This is a genomic window from Noviherbaspirillum aerium (assembly GCF_008929045.1).
In the GTDB taxonomy this organism is placed as follows: domain Bacteria; phylum Pseudomonadota; class Gammaproteobacteria; order Burkholderiales; family Burkholderiaceae_D; genus Noviherbaspirillum; species Noviherbaspirillum aerium.
In genome coordinates this window covers 1-23,136 of the sequence record NZ_VFAH01000036.1, presented here as the reverse complement: position 1 = coordinate 23,136, position 23,136 = coordinate 1, and the positions used below count along the sequence as shown (strand labels likewise).

Here is a 23,136-nt window from a genome sequence, read left to right as displayed (position 1 = left end):
GCGCTACGCGGAAAACTCCACGGTTGCCAGCAGCCCGCCCTGCAGGTTCTGCAGGCTCACCTTCGCGCCGTGCCGCTCCGCCACCTGCCGGACAATCGCGAGGCCCAGCCCGCTGCCGGGTACGCCGGTGCCCGGCACGCGGTGGAAACGGTCGAACACCCGGTCCAGTTCGGCGGGCGGAATGCCGGGTCCGCTGTCTTCCACCGTCAGCGCGGGACCCCGGGCGCCACGCCGCACGCCGACCGTCACCCGGCCGCCTTGCGGCGTGTAGCGGATCGCATTCTCGGCGAGGTTGTTGAGCAGGATGCGCAGCGCCTCCGGATCGCCTTCCACCTTCGCCTCGGCGCCGGCATCGGCTACGCCGAGATCGATGCCCTTGTCCTCCGCGGACGGCATCAGGTCCGAGGCCACGCGGCGCGCCAGCGCGTTCAGATCCACGCTTTCCCGCACACCGGCGGTGGCGCCCGGCTCCTGCCTGGCCAGCGTCAGCAGCTGCTGCACCAGCCGGGTCGCGCGCTCGAATCCCTGGCGCAGCTCGGCGAAGGCGGCGCTGCGTTCGGCGTCGTCATGGGCGCGCTCGGCCAGCTGGATCTGCAGCTTGAGGGCCGTCAGGGGGCTGCGCAATTCATGCGCCGCATCGGCGACGAAGGCGCGCTGCGCATGGAGCGCCTGGTCCAGCCGCGCCAGCAAGTCGTTGAGCGCATCGGTCAGCGGCCGGATTTCCTCGGGCAGCTTGCCGGCGCCGATGGGCGCGAGGCTGTCGGCGTCGCGCGCCTGCACTTCCCGCGCCACCCGGCCGATGGGCAGCAGGCCGGCGCTCACCGTCAGCCAGACCAGCGCGCCGAGAAAGGGAAACAGCAGCAGCAGCGGCTTGATGGTGCGCAGCGCCGTGTCGGCCGCCACTTCCCGCCGCGCGCTGAGCGGCTGCGCCACCTGCACCACGGTATTGCCGTGCTGGGTGCTGTAGACCCGCCAGGGCCCGTCGCTGGTGTCGATGGTGGCGAAGCCCAGTTCCGCCCGCTGCGGCAGCGCCAGCCGTTCATGCGAATGGTAGATGCGCAGGCCGCGCCCGTCCCAGATCTGGATCACGATATCGCGCGCCACGTCGGGCGCCGCGTTGCGTCCCGGCGCCACCGGCGCGAACGGCTGCGTCGGCAGGGACGCGGCCAGCTGCTTCATCTGGTAGTCGAAAATCTGGTTGGCTTCCTCCTTGGCCTGCAGGTACAGCAGCGCGCCGACGGCGGCGATGCCGATCGACAGGCCGACGCAGAGCCAGAGCAGCAGCGCTTTGCGGATCGATTTCATGGCAGCTTGGGAATCATGTAGCCGACGCCGCGCACATTCTTGATGAAACCGGTGCCGAGTTTCTTGCGCAGGGAATGCACGTAGACTTCGATGGTGTTGCTGCCGACCTCGTCGTCCCAGCCATAGATCTTGTCTTCCAGCTGGCTGACCGAGTACACCGCCCCCGGCCGGTCGAGCAGGGCTTGCAGCAAGGCAAATTCACGGGCCGACAGGCTGAGCGGCTGGCCGTTGAAGCTGGCCTCGTGCGATACCGGATTGAGCACCAGTTCGCCGTGGCGAACCACCGCGTCGGCGCGGCCGGCCTGGCGCCGCAGCAGCGCATGGATGCGGGCCACCAGTTCATCCAGATCGAAGGGCTTGACGAGATAGTCGTCGGCGCCGGCATTGAGCCCGGCCACGCGGTCGGCGACCGCGTCGCGCGCGGTGAGGATCAGCACCGGCACCGGATTGCCCTTGTCGCGCAGCGCGCGCAGCACCGCGAGGCCATCCTTTCCCGGCAGGCCGAGGTCGAGCAGCACCAGGTCGTGCACGCGGTCGCCGAGCGCGGCTTCGGCGCCGCGGCCGTTGCGCACCCAGTCGACGGTGAAGCCATCCTGGCGCAAGCCCTTGCGCACGCTGTCGCCAATCATCGGGTCGTCTTCCACCAGCAAGAGTCTCATGTCGCTTCCATTGCCATTAAAGCGCAGATTATCGCGCCGTTTGGCGATGGTTTCAAAGCCCGGTCCGCAGGCGCTTGCGGACCGGGCCGGCAAATCAGCGCCGGCGCAGGTAGCCGATGCCGAACAGGGCCGCCGCCGCCAGCAGCAGCGCCAGGGTGCCGATGGTCTTCTGCTCCGGCGTCAGGTTGGCGATCGACTGCATCTCGAAGCCCGAAACCTGCTGGCCTTCCGCTGGCTTTGCCGGTGCGGGTGCGGGTGCGGGCGCGGGCGGCGCGGGTTCCGCCGCTGTCGGAGGTGTCGGTGTCGGGGACTGCGGCGCCACCGGCGATGTTGCCGCAGCAGTGGCGGCGACGGATGCCGGCAACGGCGCAACAGCGTCCGCCGCTCCTTCGGGCGCGGCAGCCGGACCCGGAGCCTGGCCCGCAGCCGGGACGGCCGCACGCGGCGCCTGCTTCAGGCTTGCCTGGCTGCAGGAACTGGCGCTGCAGGATACGCCCGCATCGGCGATCGCGCGCGCATTCTCCTGCTCCAGACGCGCCTTCACCGCCGCGTCCGGCTTCCAGTAGCCGCGCTCGATCGCGGTCAGCATGCGGTCGGTAATCGCCTGAAAGGCCCGCAGGTTGCCGCTCTGGGCGAAGCGCTCGCGCACCTTCAGGCCGTGGCGGTCGGCCACATAGGTGTCGTACATGCGCTGCCACTTGGTGGCATCGACCACGTCCGGCACCGTCACCTGCCATGCCCACAGGTAATCGACCACCCGGTTGATGAAGCGCGCGCCGGCATAGCCTTCGCGCAGCATGCCGTCGGCCCAGCGCGGATTGAGGTAGCGGCTCTGCAGCTCCTGCCCCATGTAGCTGTCAAGGGTCGCATGGCGCGGGCGGCGCGGATTCGACAGGTCGCTCACCATGACTTCCGGCGTCTTGCCGTCGACGCTGCGGATGGCCAGCGCGGTGCCGCCCAGGTACTGGAAGAAGTCGTCGTTGTCGAGGGTGGCGAACAGGTTGCTGGAACGGCTGTGCAGGGCGATCTTCGTGCCCGACAGCGCCTGGCGGAAGACCTCGCGCCGCAGATCGGCGTCCAGGGCGGATGGTCCGGACTGCCCGGCCTGTGCATCCTGCGCGCCGTCCCCGCCCCAGCGCCCGCCGCCGAAGGGATGGCTCATGCGGTTGATGAACACGTCCGCCACCTGCTGCTCGTTCTGCCAGGCATTGGTCAGCGGAATCAGTTTCTCGATATTGGTGCCGTAGGCGCCGGACGGCAGTCCGAAGATGCGGGTGGCGGCAAGGCGCTGCGCCTCGTCCGCCGGCATTCCGCGCTTTTCCAGCATGGCGGCCGTGCGGCGGGTATGGATGCGCAGCGGATTGTCGCTGTCGTCCTGCTGCTGGGCCAGCCGCGTCGCCTGGTCGAGCAGCGTCAGCACATTGGCGAACAGGTCGCGGAACAGGCCGGAGGAGACCATCGTCACATCCACCCGCGGGCGGCCGAGTTCGCGCCGGGAAATCGGCTCGACGCCATTGACGCGGCCGCGTTCGTCCCAGGTCGGGCGCACGCCGAGCAGCGACAATACCTGCGCTTCCATGATGCCCTCATGCCGGGAAGTCTCGACGCCCCACAGGTTGATGGTCAGCTTGTCGGGATAAACCCCGTGCCGACCGCGGTAGTCATCGACCAGCTGCTGCGCCAGCTTCGCGCCCTGCTCATAGGTGGTGCGGCTGGGTATGCGGCTCGGATCGAGGCCGTAGAAATTGCGCCCGGTGGGGAGCGCCGCCGGATTGCGCACCAGGTCGGCGCCCGGCCCGGCCGGAATGTAGCGGCCGTCCAGCGCCTGCATCAGCCGCTCGAGTTCCAGGGCGGCGCTGGCCACGATGTCCTGCTCCAGCCTGGCCACGCGCGCATCCCGCTCGGCCGCCGGCAGCTTGGCATCCATGCTGGCCACCGCGCGCGCGGTGGCGCTGCGCAGCTCGGGAGCCGGCGCGACGCCGAAGGTATGCAGGCCGAAAGGCGTGAGCTTGGCGGTGACGGTATCCAAATATTCTTCCAGCGCTTCCATGTCGGCTTCGCTAGCGAGGCTTTTGCGTCCCATGTCCTTGAGCACGCCGCTCTTGCCGGCCAGCCGGTTGAGCGCCGCCAGGTGGCTGCGCGCCAGCAGCGGGCTCTTCTGCTCGGCGACGCGGTAGTCGTTGAGCAGCGCGCCGAGTTCGCGCAGGTCGGGATTGAGGCCGGCGATGTCGAACGGCGGCGTCATGTGGTCGAGGATGGTGGCCATGCCGCGCCGCTTGGCCTGCAGGCCTTCGCCGACATCGTCCATCACGTAGGGATAGAGATTGGGCAGTGCGCCGATCAGCGCCTCGGTGGCGTCGTCGGCGGCCAGGCCGGCCTCCTTGCCGGTCAGCCACTCCTGGGTGCCGTGGGTGCCGAGATGGATGACCGCATGCGCCCGGTAGCCGTGCTGCAGCCACAGGTAGAAGGCGATGTAGTCATGGCCCGGCGGCAAGGTCACGTCGTTGTGCAGCTTTTCCAGGTTCTGTTCCCAGGCGCGGGTCGGCTGCGGCGCCAGCAGCAGCTTGCCGTAGCGCCTTGCGGGAAACACGAAATGCGGCTTGCCCTGGGCATCCTTCCATAGCGTCGGCGCCTGTTCCGGCCTGCCCCAGGCCTTTTCCACCGCGCCGCGCAGCGTGGCCGGCAACTGACCGTACCAGCGCCTGTAGTCGGCCAGCGGCACCAGCAGCGCCTGCCCGCTCGCAGCCAGCTTCGCCAGGCCCTGCCGGTACTGGGCCGCATCCTTGCCGGGATAGCTGCCCCAGGTCTGGATGTCGGACTGCAGGGCCGCCTTGTCGGAGGGCAGCGCGCCATGGTCATCGGCGGTGGCATAGCCGTCGTCCTGCATGCGGCGGGCAATCTGCCACAGGCTTTCCGGGAGCACGTTCAGGTACGCGGCGCCGATGGTTTCGGAACCGTGCGGATAATTGAAGTAAAGCAGCGCCACGCGCTTGTCGGCATTGGCCGTCTTGCGCAGCGCCAGCCAGGCATCGACGCGTTCGCGCAGGCGGTCGACGCGCTCGGCGATCGGCCTTTCCTCGACATAGGCCAGGCCGGTCTGCGCATCGGTGACGCGTTCGCGGCTGGCCACCACGGTGGGCTGCACCAGCCCCGCGAGCTCGGCGCCGGCCAGCTGCCAGGTACGTTCGATGATGTCGAGTCCCACTTTCGATGCCTGCCACTGCGCCGCCGTCTGCTGGCTCAGGGTGATGGCATTGATGGCCGGCACGCCGATGCGTTCCAGCATGGCGCCGGTCGCGCCGGTGCCGCCGACCTTCATGCCCAGGGCCACCAGCGCATCGATGCGCGAACTGCCCTGCCCGTCCAGGAAAAAGCGCAGCGGCACGTCATAGGGATAGCCGAACGCCGGCAGCACGTTGTACCCCTGCGCTTCCAGGCTGGCGACGATGGCGGCCAGCGGCAGCGTCTGTCCCGCCACCAGGCTGGCCCGGTAGAACATCACGCCGATCCAGGGGGCATCTTTCCGATAGCGCGCGTAGCTGCTCAGGTAATCGTCAAAGCTGCCGGCGATGCGGTTGGCCTGCACGTCGTACAGCCCGGTTTCGGGCATCGCCAGCACCGGCGGCACGGCAAGCCGGGCGTCGAAATGCGCGCGCAGCAGATAGCGCAGCAGGCTGTTCATGTTGTCGGCGCCGCCGGCGCGGTGATAGGCAAGCACCGCCGCATCTTCCCGCACGCCCAGCGAACGCAAGGCCTGGTCCGGCGGATTTCCCACCGCGTACACCGGCCGCCCCCTGCGCTGCAGCGCCTGCAGCTCGGGCATGATGGCTTGCACCAGCTGCTGGCCGAGCACGTTGAGCACGACGGCATCGGCATCGGCGAGCATCCGGTGTTCATCATTGCCCACATGGCTGGCCGACAGGATGCGCACTGTCGCGCCGGCCGCCTGCAGCTCCGCCTGCAAGGCCCGCACCGCCAGCACGGCCGGCCGCGATTCGACGTCGCCGAGCACCAGCGCGATGGCGCGGCCCGGAGGCGCTGTTGGCAAGGTCGGCAAGGTCGGAGCGGTCGGTGCCGCATGCGCCGTGAGGCACCACAGCATGCCCGCCAGCAGCGCGGAAAACCAGTTCAGCCAATTCTTATTCCGGAACATAGACAACCTTTCCGTCGGGTAGCTGATAGGCGGTGCCAAGGCGCTTGCCGGCGCCGGAAAGCGGCTGGTCGCTCACGCGGCTGACCTTGATCTCCGCGCCCTTCTTGGTCAGGATCTCGACCTTGCCGTCCGCGCTTTTCTTGGAGATGGTGACCTCGGAATCCGGATCGAGCAGGTCGAGCATGTTCCAGGCGGAGAACAGGGCCAGCATCATGGCGACGATGAAGACGATGCTGGCATCGAACAGGTTGGCCACGCCGGACAGCGGATCATCGGTCGAGCCGTCGGCAATGCGGCGGTGTCGTTGCATGTAGCGCATCTCAGCCTCCTGCGACTTCAGTCGGATTTGCGGTGCGGTTTTCGGCGCGGTTTTCGGTCTGGCTCGCGGCGCCCTGCCCATGCCGCGCCAGTACGGTTTCCGCGGTGTAGGCGATGTCCGTCATGTCGGCGCGCAGCCAGTGTTCGCGCGCAATGGCAAGCAGATAAGCCACCACGCTGCAGGCCAGGCCCACCACGGTTGCAGTGAAGGCGGTCACCATGCTCTCCGCCATTTTCGGCAGGTTGCCCTGGGCCAGGCCGGCCAGGGAAATGCCCATCGGGATGAGCGTGCCCATCAGGCCGAGCGCCGGGCCGACGCGCACCGCGAAGCGCACCGCTTCCAGGCGGCGCAGGCCCGTGGCTTCGGCCTGCTGGACGATGCGTTCGAGCCGGGCATCCAGCGCCGGCTGCGCATCCGCCTGCATGCTGGCCGCCGAAGCTGCCGCCATGGCCGCCTCGGCATGCACCACCAGGCCGCGGATGCCGCGCCGCCGTTCCCGCCATTCACGCATGAAAGCCCCGGCATAGCTGAGCAGGTACAGCACCAGCACCACCACGGCCAGCAGGACAGGCAGGTACAGCAGGGTCGAAATGGAATACAGCAGCGTTTCAATGGAACGCACCGCGAACTCGGTGCCGAGGTCGAACATGGTCATCTCCTGATGGCGGCAGCACGCATGCCGCTGAGCGGCGGCATGGGTAACCGGTGCCTGGAACATAAAGGGCGGATACATGGACCCGGCCCCTCCCCGGGCCGGATGCCACAACAGCGCAAGGCCGGTCTTCTGGCTCGCCTTCATCCTCGGCCGTTCTTGCCTTCCCGTGCGGACAGCATGCACAGTGGCGGGTGAACGGCGTCGTCAGGCTTACAGCAGCGGGGGCTGCGCCGGAATGGAGAGAGAGTCGTCCCGCCCTTCACCGGCTTCCCGTTTCAGCTTCCGGCCGATCAGCCGGAGGACACCTTTGCGTGCGCGTATTTTACAGAGGATTGGCGCACGCAAGAGTTTTCGGGAAAAGATGCGGGGCCGCGGGGAATGTCAGCGGCGATCAAAGGCGTGGCGAGGAGACATGCAAGGAACCAGGCGTCCCTGCGCAGTGCACTGCAGTGCAGCCGGCAAATCTTCCGGCATCGTCAGTCGGGTGACGGCGATCGCGCGCTATCGCCTGGTGCGGGTGGAAGCACGCACCACGAGATGCGGCGCAAGGACCTGATCGTTGTCCATGGCTTTGCCTGTCAACAGCGCCAGCAGTTTGTTCATCGCCATTTCCCCCATTCCTTCGCTGTGCAGATCAACCGACGTCAGCGACGGGGATACATACCCGGCATAAGGAATATTGTCGAAGCCCGCCACCGATATGTCCGCAGGTATGCCGAAACCCAGCGACTGGGCCTCCTTCATGAAGCCCATCGCCAGCAGATCGTTATAGCAGATCAAGGCGTCGGGATGCGACGCGCCAAGCATGATGGCGGAGCAGATGCGCTCGCCCTCCGAAGCAAACGGCGCGCGGACGCCATGGCACTGCAGCGACAGGCCATGCCCTTGAAGACATTCCTGTATGCCGTTCATCCGATCCAGATTCCAGCGGGACTGCGGAAAACCCAGATACGCAATGCTCTTGTGCCCTTGATTGACAAGGTGTTCCGCAAGCATGAATCCGCCGCGCCGGCCGTCGCTCAATACGCATGGAATAGGGACGGAATCAGGCTTGCCGAGCAATACGATGGGCTTGCCGCAATCAATGACTTTCCTGATGTCGGATTCCGGCATGCGCGAACTGATGATCAGGCCATCGACGCGGCGGCTCAAGGCATCCAGGAGCTGGAGTTCGCGGCCCTGGTTTTCCTCGGTGTCCACAAGCAGCAGGGTGTAGCCCTTCTCCAGTGCGACGCGGTTCGCGCCCTTGACCACCGCAGTGAAATGCGGATTGTCGATATCGAGTATGGCGACACCAATGGTTCTCGTTTCGCCAGTCACCATCGAGCGGGCCAGTTCGTTGGAGCGGTAGCCCAGTCTAGCGACCACCTTGCTGATTGTGAGTTCGACCGCAGGCGAAAAGCGCTGCACGCCGTTGAGGAACTTGGAGACGGTCGCAATCGAAACGCCAGCCTCTTTGGCGACATCGTAAACCGTGGGCGCTTGTCTTTTCATAACTCAATGGAAGTGCGCGGATCGTCATGCATCCAAAATGCGCTTGGTATCGATAAACCGCAGCCACGCAGTCATGCGGGCGCAATTCCGGAACAATATCGTACGAATGCGCGCCGGCGCAATGGCGATGCCGCGCCGGCATCGCCCTATAAAATTTAATCAATAGACACGCCTTCCTTTCTGCTTAAGAATCTGAACTGCAAAACCAATTCATCACAATACTGATGCGCAGAGCGCATCGCAGGAGACCTGCAGCCGCGCCCAGGAAGGAAAGCGTTTAACTCGATATCCGGCAACACTACGTCTTAAAGCGGGGGTTTTCCCCTGCTTTAGCGGCGTTGCGGCCTGCCTGATTGATTAATGCAGAGATTAAGGCCCGGCTCCTCATTAAAGGAGCGGAAAATCCGCGCCGCCTTAGGCCTGAGTGCCTGAGTGCCTGAGTGCCGGCGTGCTGAAGACTCACGTCCGCCGCTCGCGGAAGCGTTGTTTTAATCGGCGAAATGAGGCGTCGTGAGGCACGACTGGTTAAGCAAAAGTTAATGATGGTCCATTCAGGCATCAACAAATCCATGCCGACATGAGAAGGCATTCCACAAGGAGACTGAAATGAGAAGAGCAAAGCAGGTCAATGAATTCAAATTTGCGGTGATGGCGTCGGCAATCGCCTCCGTAATGCTTGCCGCATGCGGCGGGAGCGGCGGCGACTCCACGGTATCGCAGGCGCCGCCCAACGCACCGACGGTGAAGCCGTGGATGAGCAAGGAACTGCCTCCCGAGCAGCGCGCCGACCTGCTGGTTGCCGCGATGAGCCTGCAGCAGAAGCAGCAGCAGCTGGTGGGCAGCGTGCCTGGCGTCGTTCCGGAATTGCCGGAATGTTTCGGCGCGCGACATGTCACCGGAATCGCCGAGCTGGAAATTCCGACACTGCGCATCACGAACGGTCCGGTCGGCATCGGACAGAACGACTGCGTCAGCCTGGAGCTGGCAAAGGCGCCCAATCCTACCGCCGCCTATACGCATCCCTCTTCCGCCAAGGCCACCGCGCTGCCGTCGGCGATGGGCGTGGCCGCCTCGTTCGACCCCGCCGTCGCCACCCAATTCGGAGAAGTCATCGGCACCGAAGCGAACAACCTCGCGCTGCACGTGTTCGAAGCGCCTGGCGTGAACCTCGCGCGCATCCCCGTCCTCGGACGCAATTTCGAATACTTCGGCGAAGATCCCTACCTGACCGGCGTGATGGCCGTCGCCGAAACCCGGGCCGTGCAGAACAAGGGCGTCATCGCCATGGCCAAGCATTATGCGGCGAATGAGCAGGAAACCAACCGCAATACGCTCGACACCATCGTCGATGAACAGGTACTGCACGAGCTGTACCTGCTGCCTTTCGAGATGACCGTCAAGGATGGCCAGGTGGCATCGATCATGTGTGCCTACAATTACGTCAATGGCCAGCAATCCTGCGAGAACAAGTACCTGCTGACGGATGTGCTGCGCAACCAGTGGGGATTCAAGGGCTATGTGCAGTCGGACTTCTTCGCCACCAAGACGACATCGCCGACCCTGCTCGCCGGCCTCGATCACCTGATGCCGATGCCCTTGCAATGGGCGCCGAACCTCCTGAATGCCGCGCTGACTGCGGGAGAAATCAAGGTGTCGGATATCGACACTGCGCTCAAGCGCCGCTACACGCAGATGTTCAAGCTCGGCATCTTCGACCGCAAGATCGTCCAGACACCGATCGACTATGCGGCCGGCGGCGCCAAGGCGCGCGCGATCGGCGTCGAGTCGGCGGTGCTTCTGCAGAATGACAACAAGGTATTGCCGTTCGCGCCGACGGTGCGCGACGTGGTGGTGATCGGCAAGGCATCCCAGGTGTATGCACGCCAGGCAGTGGCCGGCGGCGTCATGGTCGGCCAGCCGATGGGCGCTGGCGGCGGCAGTTCGGATGTCGTGCCGACCTATACCGTCGCTCCGGTCGAGGGCATTCGCAACGTGCTGCGCGGCCTCGGCAATGCATCGGCGACGGTCAGGCTGGTGCTGATCGACGACGCCAACCAGGGCGCTTCGATCGATGGCACCGCGACGAGCTATGCGGCGGCGCTCAATGCCGCAGCCGGCGCCGATGCCGTCGTCATCATGGCAGGCACCATTGCCGAAGAGGGCGCGGACCGCGCATCCTTCACCACCGGACAGGGCGTCACGGTGACCGGCTCCATGACCGCCGTCGGCGACGGCCTCGACTGGTATGTTGCGCGGCCGAGCGCCATCTCGGTGGAAAACAGCAACAAGGCCGGCAACAGCAATACGGTGGCCATGATCAAGGACATCATGTCCGCGACGTCCACCACCTCCAGGCCGATGACAGGCAAGACCGCCCTGGTCCTGAAGGACAATGCCGGCGTGGCGATGGATCCCGCGCTGGTGGGAAGTGCCGGTCCCGCCATCCTAGAGACATGGTTCCCGGGCCAGGAGGATGGCCATATCGTGGCCGATCTGCTGTTCGGCGTGAAGAATCCCTCGGGCAAGCTGCCCGTGACCTTCCCGTTCGCCGGGCGCGGATTCCTGAACAACATCAGCGTCAATCAATTCCCGGGCGTCAACAACGCGGCAGGACAGCCGACCGTCAACTACGCCGAGGGCCTCAATATGGGCTACCGGTGGTATGACGCGAATAATGTCACGCCGGCGTTCGCCTTCGGCCATGGCTTGTCCTACACCACCTTTGAAATCGCATCGCCGAGCGTGACCACGACCAGCTCCGCGTATTCGGTGAAGACGACGGTGCGCAATACCGGAACCGTGAACGGCGCCGAGGTGGTCCAGGTGTATCTGACGGTGCCTGCGGCGGGACAGCCCAGGAAGCGCCTGGTCGGTTTCCAGAAAGTGGCGGTGGCACCCGGGGCTTCGAAGGAGGTGACGATCACGATTGACCCGAATGCGACCAATCATCCGTTGAGCATCTACGACAAGACCGCGAAGCGTTTCGTCATTCCCTCGGGAACCTATACGGTCCATGTCGGCAACTCGTCGTCCAATCTGCAGGCTGCGGGGACCTTCACCCGGTAAGGCGGCGGCTGGCGGCAATGCGGACTGGTACCTGATCCAGTCCGGCCATCCGCGGCTTCCCGATCACGACAAGCTTCTTCATGTCATGTCGTGATCGAGCCGCGCAGGCAATCGATCGGAAGAAGAAGGCAGGAGCCGTCCCTGCATGACGCACATGCAGGGACGGCGATGCTGCGTGCAGTGTATGGAAAAGGAACTATGCAAACCTCGGTGACATTGGTGAACTCGGTGAAAACAGGATGCGCGGCGCTTCTGAGCGGCGTCCTGATGTATTCCGCGCAAGCGGCGGAATCGGAATTCCTGACGGTCAACGGCAGTCGCGTCTCCCAGGCCACGGCTGATGTCTTCATCGCGCAGGCCAAGGCACACGGCATGCCCGCGGGTGCGGAGCTGAAGGACCAGGTGCGGGAAGAACTCATCAGGCGCGAGCTGTTATCGCAGGAAGCGCGCAAGGCCGGCATCGACAAGAAACCGGACGTCGCGGCGCGCGCGGAGACGGAAAGGCAGCGCATCATGGCCCAGGCCGAGGCGGCCGGGCAAACCGTCATCATCCGCGCCTATATCGAGGACTACCTCAGAAAGCATCCCGTCAGCGATGCCGACCTGAAGGCCGAATACCAGGCCCAGCGCGCCAAGGGCGGCAATACCGATTACAAGATCCGGCATGTGCTGCTGCGCAGCGACAAGGAAGCCAGGGCAATCATCGCCCGCCTCGACAAGGGCGCGGCTTTCGAGGAACTGGCCAGGGATTCGATTGACCCCGGCACCAGGGACAATGGAGGCGATCTTGGCTGGTCCGTTCCTGGAAAATTCGCCAAGCCATTCGCGCAAGCCGTCACCTCATTGAAGCCGGGCAAATACACCGGCACGCCGGTCAAGACCGAATTCGGCTATCACGTGATCAAGCTTGAAGAGACGCGGCCGCTCAAGGTGCCCTCCTTCGACGAGATGAAGCCCCTGCTTAAAAGGCAGGCCGAGGAGCAGGCGCTGAAGACAATGATCGATGGGCTTCGCTCAAAAGCGAAGGTCGAATACTGAACGACATCGAAAGCGCGATTGGAGAGATTTGAGGCGCAGGCCGGCAACTGGCTTGAAGGTAGATCACGTTATTGCAACACATCATCTTTGTGTGCCGCGTGAGGTTCACCGTCCCTGCGGGCGGCGCCTGCAAGACGTATTTCAAGCAGCGCGTTCAGGCACAGGGCGCCGGCCTCACGCTGGTCACCGCCACCACTTCGCGGCCATAGGCATCGACTTCGATATCGACGAAGCTGGCGGTAGATTCTTCGACCAGGACCGATATGCATGCCCCGTTGGTGGAGAGGGCATTCACGATTCGCATGGCAAGGCCACCATAGCGCACGCCGCCTTGCGGCGTGCTCAAACAGAACTGCCGGTTCTCAAGGCCAGTGCGGAAGTTATACAGGCAGCCGGTGTCGGCATAAAACGCAAATGCATCGTTGGTGGCATCGACTACTCGATCGCCGCTACTGTTTCCGGTCCAGGCGATAAACGGATGGGACGCCGGCGCCGAGTCCGCGCCCACACCGATGCCGATTCCCACTTCCCCTCCTCCGCAGCCAAACAATGGAAACAGCAGGAGCAATGACATCCAATTCTTCGTTGCCATGGCGGCTTCCTTCCACCCGATAAGCGATCTTATCGTTAGGACAGTACGGAAGACAGAGTAGTTCGTCTTCATGCCGAGGAAAGGGGATTGCCGCCGATATCTTCGGCATCTCAGGCGCACTCGACATGTCGATGTCATGGCCTATCGACCGCACTCGGTAGCAGGCCCCCGTCGTGGAACGATCTCATGTAACGCAAGCCTTCAAGCTTCCGCCGCCTTCCCGGTCGTTCTTCCGGCCCTGCATCCCAAGACAAACCGATTCTTCCGTACACTCACTGCGATTACCTCTGAAAACCGGACAGTTGCTGTCCACGCAAGCCTCTTGGAAAGTCGCCATGGAAACATCCGGATTGAACAAACATCCTCACCTCTCAATGCGTCGACCGGTAGAGGCGATTCCTGAAGTCGGAGCGAGCCTGGCTCTGGGCCTGCGCGATGGCATGCGGCCCCGGCTGGCATTGATGTCGATATTGGCTGGCGTTGTCGCGTTTGGTGTCTGGCTGATCGTCTTGATCGTATGGCGTAGCGAAATATGGGCACTGACGGACATCGCAGTGAAGTGGGTAATGAATGGGCTGCTTACGCTGGTCTGGCCTGATCTTGCGGGAAGCGGGCAGAAAGCGGCAGCGGCAGCGGCAGCGGCAGCAAGCAATGCTGCGCCCCTCTCCGGGAAGGCGGCTGGGTGGATCTCGACGCCATTGGGAAGCGTCGTGAAGCTGTTGGTGATCGCCGGAAGTTTTCTCCTGCTTGTCATGCTCAGCATGCGACTGTATCTGGAGCTTTTCCTCATGAGCCGGGTGCAAGGGCAATGTCTCAAGCACTATCCCTCGTTGTCTCCCGGCGGAAAAGCAGGTTTTGGTGTCGATGTGTTTTCCGCGTTGAAGCTGTTATCCGTTCTGTGCGCAGGCCTCTTGCTGCTGATCATTCCCGTGATTGGTGGAATCCTGTTCTTCCTATTGGCAAGTTATCTCAACGTGCGCAGCCTGATGAATGATGCATTGGAAGATCTCGCCACGGCGGAAGAGCGGCGCACCATTGTGAAGACGATGCGTGCACCCATGCTGTTACTGGGCGTGGTGGTGGCGGGACTGCTGCTCATACCGCTGGCCGGACTGTTTATTCCGGCTGTCCTTGGTGCGAGTGTCTGCCATCTCTGCATGAGGGCACTGATCAGGCTGCGTTCGACGGCTCCGGTCGTGTGAATCGTTGCTGCATGTCGCCGTCGGCCATGCAATCGTGGTTTTGCGTGCTGCAAGGCCGTGTCTCCAGCGCCGGTCCGGCAACTGCTTGTGATGCATGGCGGCAGTATTCATGTATTCATGCATTCAGGTACCGGACCGGCCAGCACATTGACAGCCCGCGTTCCCTTGCGGGCGGCCAGACCGTCATGACCTGACCAAACCTGCCGGCATGGAGGTCATGACGAAGCTGCTTTCGCATTGCATCCCGATCGGCGTTACCCGGCAAGCGCTTTGTATAAGTTGAACAGGCTGACAATACTGATCAATGTACCGACCAGTATCAACAGGGTCCGGGTCTGCAGACGTTTGGTCACGAGTGCTGCAAACGGAGCGGCGAACAGTCCGCCGATAACCAGGCCAAGCACCAGTACCCATACGCCGGTTCCCACCATCAGTGTGAACGAAGCTGCGCCGGCGAGGGCAAGGAAGAACTCGGCAAAGTTGACCGAGCCGATTGTCGTGCGCGGATCATTGCCGGAGCCGACCAGCGAGGTCGTGACGACAGGTCCCCATCCGCCGCCGCCGACGGCATCAACAAAACCGCCAAAGAGGGCAAGCTTGCCGACATGCCTGGGTTCTTCCGTGCGTATGGCGATCTTGCGCCAGGCCTTGGAGAGAAGATACACGCCCATGATGAGCAGATACGCTGAAATGAAGGGCTTCAATGCCTTGCCATCCAATTGGGTGACAACGACTGCGCCAAGTACGGCGCCGATCATCCCCGGAATCAGCAAACGCAGGAAAAGCGATTTATTGATGTTGCCCATCTTCGCATGAGCTATGCCGGAGACGCCGGTGGTGAAGACTTCGGCAATATGCACGCTTGCGCTTGCCGCTGCAGGAGATGCTCCCGCGCTCAACAGGAATGTTGTCGATGTCACGCCATAGGCCATGCCCAGCGCGCCATCAATGACCTGCGCCAGCAGGCCGACCGCTACCGCGCTCCAGAACATCTTGTCCGACAGGGTTTGCTGAATCAGGGAAGTCGCCGTGGCTGCATCATTCATCAGCAGGAATCGGCTGACGACAAACACCGACAAAGTGAGCAGGACCAGGTAAGTGAAACCGACGGCAAGCCGTATGGCGAAGGGAGAAGAAGCAACGGCAACAGCCGTCGGCGGGGGCCGTCGGGCTTCCGACACCGCGCCTGTTGCCAGAACGGCTTTCCGATAAAGTTTCATCTGCTTCCTTTACAAACTGCTTTTGAGTAAGAAAAGCGAAGGTAAGGGATTGGCGGCGAAAGAAGAAGTAATAAAAACTCCTATTCATATACAAAAAACGAATAAAGACAGTGCACCGACGGTTCTTGTTGGAAATAGTTTTCAAATCCACATCGAATTAAAAGCACCTTGGTGAAAGGTAAGGGTTCCGCCCGTAGCGGGGTGTCGTGCGAACAGGTGCAACGTTTAAAGATGCCAGTTTTCAAGCAGATAATTTCATGTGCCTTGCTTCGTCTAGATCTCCGTCTTCACCATTAAGCCGCCAAAACGCTTTGTTACATTTACACCATTGAAAGATTCCGTCAAAGACAGGTAGTATATTTCCCAAAAGCAACATCAGGTGCTGTCGCGGGCATGATCAATCGGGTCTGCCGGCGCAGCCTTGCAGCCAAAGGAAGACTCCCTGTCATGCACATCTTTTTCCATCCCGTTTCCGTCGTCCTTGGCTTGTCCTTGGCCATTCCCGCCACAATGGCGATCGGAGCACCACGCGCATCCACTGCGCCAATGATCGTGGTATTGCACGAAGCAACGCCATTCCATCAGTTCAGGGGCAACGCGCGCGCTGACGAGCGTTCGGCCGCGAATCCGGACTCCTGGGCTTATCTCGATCGCGGCGTGCTGGGCTCGGTCCAGCGCCTTGAAAACCTGCACCGCTTCAAGTCGAAGCATGTTTTCAGTCATGCGGCCAAGGGTTTTGCGGTCGACTTGACGCCGGACCAGGTCGAGGCGCTGCGTGCGGAGCCGACCGTTGCGTATATCGAGCCTGATCAACCGGTCAAGATCGATGCCCAGAGCATGCCCTGGGGGATTGACCGGATCGAGGCCGACCGCAGCTCGACGCTGGCCGGCAACGGCAGCGGCGCGGTATCAAACGTCAATGTATATGTGATCGACACCGGCATTGCGGCCCATTCGGACTTGAATCTGGTGGCCCATCTCAATTTCATCGATACCAACAACACCGATTGCAACGGTCATGGAACGCATGTCGCGGGCAGCATCGCCGCACGCGACAATACATCCGCGGTGGTGGGCGTGGCACCGGGGGCGCGCCTGTATGGCTTGAAGGTGCTTGACTGCGCAGGCAGCGGCAGCACGTCGGCCATTATCAAGGCGGTGGACTGGGTCACGGCCAATGCGGTCAAGCCCGCGGTGGCCAACATGAGCCTGGGCGGCGGCGCAAGCCAGGCACTGGATGACGCCGTGCGGCGTTCGGTGGCCAGCCGGGTGTTTTACTCGGTGGCTGCCGGCAACAGCGGCGTCAACGCTTGCAACGTCTCGCCGGCACGGGCCGGTTTCAATGATGGCGGGCTGGATAACGGTATTGTGACGACAGCCGCGATCGACCAGTACAACCGCGAACCGTCGTGGAGCAATTACGGCCAGTGCGTCAATGTCTGGGCGCCGGGCGTTAATATCGTGTCGACCCGCGCCGGCGGGGGCACCGCGACGATGTCGGGCACCTCGATGGCGGCACCGCATGTCGCCGGAGCGGCTGCCTTGTTCTTGTCGCGCAACACGGCGGCCACACCCGCCCAGGTAGAAGCCGCTCTACGTACCTATGCCGTCTCCACCGGAACCGGCAGCAAGGATGGCCGCGCCATCAGCTTGATTCAGGTCGGCGGATTCTAGGGACTATCCAAAGGATGCCTCCGAAATCCGCTCCGCGCTGGCAGCGTGACTGTCGGTCCCTCGGGTCTCGCATAACGGTTGGCATCGACGGCCTGGCTGCAGATCCTGGGCGGCTTGTTCAACCCGAAAAACGGGCGGCGGCGGATCGGACTTTCCGTCCGATCCTTGCCGGTCCCGCTTCAGTCGAGGGTAATGTTCGCCTTCTTGATTACGCCGCCCCAGTAATTCAGTTCCTTCTTCACCAGGCTGTCCAGCGCTTCCGGCGGCATATAGCTCAGCTCGACGCCCTGGCTCGCGGCGCGGGTCTTGGCCTCGGGCTGTTCCAATGCCTCATTGCGCGAGGCGGAATAGCTTGTCTGATTCGGATGGCTTCCGATGGATAAGTCGCCGCAGCAATCCGGACCCAAAGCTTCTGTATCCATGAATGCCCAGGCTTAGCGCGTGCGTCTTTGAAGGCGCAAGCAATCATTAATCTCCGGAGCGTGCCGCAGCTTGGCAAACACTGCCTGGTGGGCGATACGGAAATTTATTGCCGACGATCTGGCGAAACCGTGTTGACGCGGTATATGCGTAATTCTTGTCCGGAGTGCGGCAACGGATTTTTGCCCCGCCTTGCCAAAATATTCCTATCCATTTTGCATGCCGCAACTTGAGGCTTAGTGCTGCGCATACATAATTTGTCTATGTCAATAATGAATGGCTTCGCTTTAGCATATTTAAAAGCCTTAACGCACTCTCAACTTTGGCTTTTGCCTGGCAGATTTCATCTGCATGCCGATGGTGTCAATAGTGGTCGAAAATTCCTGAATCGTGAAGCAACTTAGGGTCTCACTCATCTTTTCCTTCTGGAAGGGCGTTTTGAGCTCAATCAACAAAGCACCCTCTCTCCCTGAACGTTCCACGAGATTTTCATCAAAATGTCCTAGACAGTGTTCGTGTTCGTCTTCATACGCTGTCACTCCCGCATTCTTCTGTGCAATAGGCTTTTGAGATATCCAATAGCAAATACCACCACATCGGTGAAGAAGGCACACCGGGCTGACGTGCGGGCATTCAACAACTTCAAAAGGAAGAGACTATGAAAGCGCTTCGTGGATTTTCATCAATTGCGTCAATTGGCTTGTTGTCACTGGCCGCCTGGGCGCCGCACGCTGCGGCCGGCCATGTGAATGTCGTACTGCAGGCCGAACTCAATGGGCTTGAAGAGGTACCCGCGGACGGCTCCAACAAGGCAATCGTCGGGGACCCGAATGGGCGCGGCAAGGCTTACGTGTTCGGCATTGACGATGATCCGAAGACGCTCTGCTATGCATTGCTGGACGTAAGAAACGTGGCCGAACTGGACCAGGCTCCCGGGAACGGCCGGGCTGCCCACATCCATGAAGGCACGCGCGGCACCAACGGGCCTGTGGTGGCCAACCTTGCCTGGCCGCAGAATGGACAGGCGGCCGACTGTCTCACGGAAGGCGAAGCCGGCAAGTTTCCGACCGGTGAAGTCGGCATCGTCCAGCGTATCCTGAAAAACCCGATGAACTTCTACGTCAACGTTCACAACTCCGAGTTTCCGAATGGCGCCATTCGCGGCCAGCTCGTAGATACTCAGGATCATACTCACGAAAAAAAGTAAGCTAGTCTGCAGTTTAAGAACCGGCACATGGGCGCGAGGCATTCTCGCGCCCATGCATGTTTGCAAGTCATTGCGCCCGTCGCAGCATATCTTTGCAGCCTCGCTGCTTCCCGGTCTTTCCCTGTCCGCTCCAGACTGCGTTTGATAAGCGTCGCGATCGGTTGTCGCATTGAGGAGCGGAGCGCAAGCGCACGGACAGTACGCAGAGCACCGCAGGCATCGTTCCCTATTGAGAATGCGCGGCACGGTAGGCGCTTATCACTTCAAGCAGGATCGGAAGCCAGGGAGATTTTTCATGCTTGCCATAGAGACAGCGCACGCGGAACGGAGACTGCCTTCCCTCCAGGAAGGGCCTGTACACCACGTTCCGGATTTGCAGCGACTCCATGGAAGCCGGCGCCGCGCATATCCCGTAGCCGCATCCCACCAGCGTCAGTGCGTTCATCAGATCGGTAGCCCTCTTTTCCACCCTCGGCATGAATCCCCATTGCTGAAGACACTGCTCGTCATAGGACGGGTCGGGTCCGCCGATCAGCAATTGATCGCGCAGATCACTGATGCCGATGCGGTCCCGACTGCTCAGGGGATGATCCTTGTGCAGGGCGATCAGCATGGGCTCCGACAGCACCTCCTCGACCGCGATATCCGCTGCATTCTGCCTCGGCGTGCCGTGGACGCCGCGCGAAAAGGCAATCAGGATTTTCCCTTGTCGCAGGGCTTCGATATGCTCCTCCTCGTTGGCCGTATGCAGGACCAGGTCGACATTCGGATGAAGCCGGGAAAATTGCTCCAGCACCTCGGGGACGATATTGAACACGGTGGAACTGCCCACTCCAATCTCAAGCTTCTGCCGCTTCTCCTTGCTGGTAAGGAAGGCGTTTCTCTTCGCCAGTTCGATTTCGGTCTTGATGTTGCGGGCGTGGTGCAGCAAGGACTCCCCCGCAGGCGTGATCTCCATGCCGCTGGTATTGCGCATGAATAGAGGAACGCCGATTTCCTCCTCCAGCGCCTGAATCTGCCTCGACAGGGCCGGCTGGGTCATATGCAGGCGCACTGCCGCGCGACGCAGGCTCTTTTCCTCCGCCACGACTATGAAATTGCTGAGAGTCCTTGTTTCCAATTCAATAAGCTCCAGAATGCCTTCAGAATTTGATCGATGGCTCGGCCATCGGTCGACCGGATACCACCATTGCGTCAATATGGTCCTTTATGTCGTTCATGCATAGCCAAGATTATTGCTGCCTGCGCATTCTGATTTCCCTGATCAATTCCAGATAGCGCCGATCCGACAAGGGATAAAACAGCATCACGACAAAGGCCGCCAGGAAGGCAACGGCCGGCGCCAGTGTCACGCCAAGGCGGATCGTTTGCAGGGCCGCAGGATGCTGGGTCGCCATGTTCGGCACATAGGCGCTTCCCGCCAGCAGGAAGGCCGGAATGGATCCGCCGAGCGCCTGTCCGCATTTGCGGGCAAGAGAAAAGAGGGAATAGTTCAGCCCCTCAAGGCGCCTTCCCGTCCGCCATTCGCCATATTCCACAGAATCGCTTTCCAGCGCCCAGAAGATGGCCATCGCCAGCATCGTTCCTGTCGAAGCGATCGCGAGCAACGCATATATCGCGACCCGGCTGCTTGCCGGTATCCAGAAGAGGTACAGGTGCGCCGCGGCGGCAAGCGCCAGGCCGGACTGAAAGGTCCTTGTCTTTCCATAACGGGCGGCCAGGAGCGGGGCCAGGGGTATGGAAACCGCCATGCCGCAGGCGGTGGTGAAGAGGATGATGCTCAGGAAGTGTTTCGTGTCGCCCAATACATAGCGGGCGAAATAAATGGCCGACGCTCCCATGCAGCTCACGCCGGCAAGAGTGAGGAATCCGGCAATGCAGAGCAGCTGCAAGGGCATGTTCGACAGAAGCGTCGACAAGCTTTCCCTTAATGTCGGATGCCGGGCGTCCCTTTCCACCACCTCGCTTGTCGTCGCAAAACAAATGGCGTAGCAAAACACGCCGACCACTGCCAGGCCGAGCGTGAAATGCATCAGCCGGGTTTGCAGCGCCTCGCCCTGCAAACCGCGCAAGCCCGGTCCCAGCACGAAGGCCAGCAGGATGATCGCAGAAGTTCCCATCAATGCGCGGGCCGCACCCAGCATGGAGCGCTCGCGCGGCGATTGCGTCATGGCGCTTGCCAGCGAACCGTAGGGAATATTGACGAAGGAATAAGCGGTGCCCAGAAGCATATACGTTACCAGGGCATAGCCCAGCTTGCCGGTTTCGGACCAGCTTGCGGGCACCGCGAAGACGGCGACATTCAATGCCAGCAGTGGAATGGCACCCCACAACAGATAGGGACGAAATCTTCCGGATCGATGCGGCCTGCCGCCACGGTCGATCAATCGTCCCACAACGATATCCATCACGGCGTCGTAGATTCTTACGCCCATCAGCAGTGTTCCGGCCGCGGCCGCACCGATGCCAGCAACGTCCGTGTAGTAATTCAGCAGGAACAACATCCCCATGGAAAAGACGAGGCTGTTGGCCATGTCGCCAAGGCCGTAGCCGACGATCGGCTTCCATCCCAGAGGTGTTGGTGTTCTCGACATTGAACAAGCCCGGGCGTTAACGCCGCAGGAATTTTTATTTGGACAAGGGGGACTTCTATTTATACGAGGACATTGTAGCCGGGCAGCCGTGCATGAATCCCTTTGGCTGGGCCTGAGTTGATCGCATTGACGCGTTGCCATCAATTCCGGATACCCGCTCAGTGATCCTTCGCCACCGCCGAAGCATGCCCTCCCCGCGCCTGCTTCACCACCGCGAGGAAATTCGCGGTCTTCGCCGAGGTATCGCTTTCACGCGATGCCAGCGCCAGCCGCGTTTTCACGCCCATGCCGCCGATGTCGACATAGACCACGCCTTCCGCCTGGATCTGGCTGACTGATGCCGGCACGATGGAAACGCCGAACTCCGCCGATACCAGGCTGACAACAGACGATAGCTGCGGCGCCTGCTGGCCGAGCGTGGGCTCGAAGCCTGCCTGGCGGCATGCGGATACGATTTCATCATGCAGGGTCGGACTGGCCTCGCGCGGGATCAGCACAAACGATTCTCCGGCCAGCGCCGAGAGCGACAGCTTTTTCCTCGCCGCCAGCGGATGCTTGACCGGCAGGACGATCTTCATCCGCTCGTTTTCGATCTGGTAGAGCGATACGCCGGCAAAGGTATGCCCGCCCGAACGCAGGAATGCGAGGTCGAGGCGGCCCTCTTCGAGATGGGTCAGCAACTGGGACGTATTTCCCTCGGTCAGGCTGAGACCGACACCGGGATAGGCGTTGCGGAATGCCCGGATCAGCGCCGGCACCGCGGGGTTGTAGGCCGCCGATGCGGTGAATCCCAGGTTCAGGCGGCCGGTCTCGCCGCGCCCTGCCCGCTGGGCGTTGAGCACGGCGAGCTCGGCGTCGTCGAGCAGGCGCTTTGCATCGGCAAGCAGCGATTCGCCGGCTTCGGTCAGCGCAACGCCATGTCCGGTGCGCCGGAAAAGCTGGACGCCCATTTCGCGTTCGAGCGCGAGAATCTGCTGGCTCAGTGGCGGCTGGCCGATGCCGAGCTTCTCCGCCGCCCGGGTGACATTGCCCTCCTGGGCGACGGCAAGGAAGTAACGGATGTGGCGTAATTCCATGGTGGTATATGCAGAAAGTCTTTCAGGCAGACGTGCAAGATATTGGACAGTATAACGGCAAAGCCTCACAATAACGTTTATTTGCCCAAGCACTGCCTCCTCGCGGGAGCAGCAAGCCAAGAGCCAGCCCATCAGCTTTGGAGGTTTTTACATGTCGGAAGCCGTAAAGAAAAATCGGCAAAAGTATGGCGTCATGACCTTTGCGGACATTGCGCACTACCGGTTGCCACTGGCAGCCTATCTATCCATCCTGCACCGCATCAGCGGCGCAGCCCTGTTCCTGCTCCTGCCGTTCATCCTGTACCTGCTCGACAGAAGCCTCACCTCCGAGATCTCCTTCGAGTACCTCAAGGGCTTCACCTCCGGCTGGTTCGTCAAGCTCGTCATCCTCGGCCTGGTCTGGGCCTACCTGCACCATTTCTTCGCCGGCCTGCGCCACCTCGGCATGGATTTCCACATCGG

Annotated in this window: 19 protein-coding genes and 1 riboswitch; of the genes, 7 read left to right on the top strand and 12 right to left on the bottom strand. The window is 62.1% G+C overall.

Annotated elements, in window-relative coordinates:
• Positions 1 to 3: 3 nt before the first annotated feature.
• From FH061_RS27915 to FH061_RS27890, 6 genes are all read right to left on the bottom strand, one after another.
• A complete protein-coding gene (locus FH061_RS27915) occupies positions 4 to 1,305 on the bottom strand; it encodes an ATP-binding protein (protein ID WP_151639110.1) in 1,302 nt (433 codons plus the stop codon).
• Positions 1,302 to 1,964 (bottom strand): response regulator transcription factor, encoded by a 663-nt coding sequence (locus FH061_RS27910; RefSeq protein ID WP_151639109.1) that lies wholly within the window; start codon positions 1,962 to 1,964, stop codon positions 1,302 to 1,304. Before FH061_RS27910 ends, FH061_RS27915 begins: the two co-directional genes overlap by 4 nt.
• 94 nt (positions 1,965 to 2,058) lie before the next feature.
• Positions 2,059 to 6,117, bottom strand: a complete 4,059-nt coding sequence (locus FH061_RS27905) for a cobaltochelatase subunit CobN (RefSeq protein WP_151639108.1) — start codon at positions 6,115 to 6,117, stop codon at positions 2,059 to 2,061.
• Entirely contained in the window at positions 6,104 to 6,427 is a 324-nt protein-coding gene (locus FH061_RS27900) for a DUF2149 domain-containing protein (protein ID WP_225984936.1), read from the bottom strand. Before FH061_RS27900 ends, FH061_RS27905 begins: the two co-directional genes overlap by 14 nt.
• 10 nt (positions 6,428 to 6,437) lie before the next feature.
• The gene (locus FH061_RS27895) at positions 6,438 to 7,085 is read right to left on the bottom strand and encodes a MotA/TolQ/ExbB proton channel family protein (RefSeq protein WP_151639106.1); all 648 of its coding nucleotides are present in this window, start codon (positions 7,083 to 7,085) and stop codon (positions 6,438 to 6,440) included.
• Between the two features lie 108 nt (positions 7,086 to 7,193).
• Positions 7,194 to 7,415: riboswitch (cobalamin riboswitch) on the bottom strand.
• A 177-nt stretch (positions 7,416 to 7,592) separates the two neighbouring features.
• Entirely contained in the window at positions 7,593 to 8,585 is a 993-nt protein-coding gene (locus FH061_RS27890; RefSeq protein WP_151639105.1) for a LacI family DNA-binding transcriptional regulator, read from the bottom strand.
• Between the two features lie 606 nt (positions 8,586 to 9,191).
• Here FH061_RS27890 and FH061_RS27885 point away from each other — a divergent pair.
• Both FH061_RS27885 and FH061_RS27880 read left to right on the top strand, forming a co-directional pair.
• Entirely contained in the window at positions 9,192 to 11,651 is a 2,460-nt protein-coding gene (locus tag FH061_RS27885) for a beta-glucosidase family protein (RefSeq protein ID WP_225984935.1), read from the top strand.
• A gap of 198 nt (positions 11,652 to 11,849) precedes the next feature.
• A complete protein-coding gene (locus FH061_RS27880) occupies positions 11,850 to 12,689 on the top strand; it encodes a peptidylprolyl isomerase (RefSeq protein ID WP_151639104.1) in 840 nt (279 codons plus the stop codon).
• A 154-nt stretch (positions 12,690 to 12,843) separates the two neighbouring features.
• Here the strand turns inward: FH061_RS27880 and FH061_RS27875 are convergent, their stop codons facing one another.
• Positions 12,844 to 13,263 carry a hypothetical protein gene (locus tag FH061_RS27875; RefSeq protein ID WP_151639103.1) on the bottom strand — a complete coding sequence of 140 codons (420 nt, stop codon included), beginning with the start codon at positions 13,261 to 13,263 and terminating at the stop codon, positions 12,844 to 12,846.
• Between the two features lie 353 nt (positions 13,264 to 13,616).
• Here FH061_RS27875 and FH061_RS27870 point away from each other — a divergent pair, with 353 nt between their 5' ends.
• Entirely contained in the window at positions 13,617 to 14,483 is an 867-nt protein-coding gene (locus FH061_RS27870) for an EI24 domain-containing protein (RefSeq protein ID WP_151639102.1), read from the top strand.
• A 254-nt stretch (positions 14,484 to 14,737) separates the two neighbouring features.
• Here FH061_RS27870 and FH061_RS27865 read toward each other — a convergent pair whose 3' ends face one another.
• Positions 14,738 to 15,703 carry a sulfite exporter TauE/SafE family protein gene (locus FH061_RS27865; RefSeq protein ID WP_151639101.1) on the bottom strand — a complete coding sequence of 322 codons (966 nt, stop codon included), beginning with the start codon at positions 15,701 to 15,703 and terminating at the stop codon, positions 14,738 to 14,740.
• Between the two features lie 22 nt (positions 15,704 to 15,725).
• On the opposite strand from FH061_RS27865, the gene FH061_RS30755 reads away from it, so the two are divergent.
• Both FH061_RS30755 and FH061_RS27860 read left to right on the top strand, forming a co-directional pair.
• The gene (locus tag FH061_RS30755; protein ID WP_192805293.1) at positions 15,726 to 15,878 is read left to right on the top strand and encodes a hypothetical protein; all 153 of its coding nucleotides are present in this window, start codon (positions 15,726 to 15,728) and stop codon (positions 15,876 to 15,878) included.
• A gap of 272 nt (positions 15,879 to 16,150) precedes the next feature.
• Complete coding sequence (locus tag FH061_RS27860; RefSeq protein ID WP_192805292.1) at positions 16,151 to 17,377, top strand: S8 family peptidase; 1,227 nt, start codon at positions 16,151 to 16,153, stop codon at positions 17,375 to 17,377.
• Between the two features lie 179 nt (positions 17,378 to 17,556).
• Here FH061_RS27860 and FH061_RS27855 read toward each other — a convergent pair whose 3' ends face one another.
• On the bottom strand, positions 17,557 to 17,799 hold the full coding sequence (locus tag FH061_RS27855) for a hypothetical protein (RefSeq protein ID WP_151639099.1): 243 nt from the start codon (positions 17,797 to 17,799) through the stop codon (positions 17,557 to 17,559).
• A 656-nt stretch (positions 17,800 to 18,455) separates the two neighbouring features.
• Between FH061_RS27855 and FH061_RS27850 the strand changes: the two genes are divergently transcribed.
• Positions 18,456 to 19,004, top strand: a complete 549-nt coding sequence (locus FH061_RS27850; protein WP_151639098.1) for a CHRD domain-containing protein — start codon at positions 18,456 to 18,458, stop codon at positions 19,002 to 19,004.
• Positions 19,005 to 19,230: 226 nt separating this feature from the next.
• Here FH061_RS27850 and FH061_RS27845 read toward each other — a convergent pair whose 3' ends face one another.
• From FH061_RS27845 to FH061_RS27835, 3 genes are all read right to left on the bottom strand, one after another.
• Positions 19,231 to 20,124: a LysR substrate-binding domain-containing protein gene (locus FH061_RS27845; protein WP_151639097.1), complete on the bottom strand. Its 894-nt coding sequence runs from the start codon at positions 20,122 to 20,124 to the stop codon at positions 19,231 to 19,233.
• Positions 20,125 to 20,236: 112 nt separating this feature from the next.
• Positions 20,237 to 21,598, bottom strand: coding sequence for a glucuronide transporter (gene uidB / locus FH061_RS27840; RefSeq protein ID WP_151639096.1), 1,362 nt, complete (start codon positions 21,596 to 21,598; stop codon positions 20,237 to 20,239).
• A 158-nt stretch (positions 21,599 to 21,756) separates the two neighbouring features.
• A complete protein-coding gene (locus FH061_RS27835) occupies positions 21,757 to 22,674 on the bottom strand; it encodes a LysR family transcriptional regulator (RefSeq protein ID WP_151639095.1) in 918 nt (305 codons plus the stop codon).
• Positions 22,675 to 22,825: 151 nt separating this feature from the next.
• Here FH061_RS27835 and sdhC point away from each other — a divergent pair.
• The coding region (gene sdhC, locus FH061_RS27830) for a succinate dehydrogenase, cytochrome b556 subunit (protein WP_151639094.1) at positions 22,826 to 23,136 on the top strand (311 nt) is incomplete at its 3' end.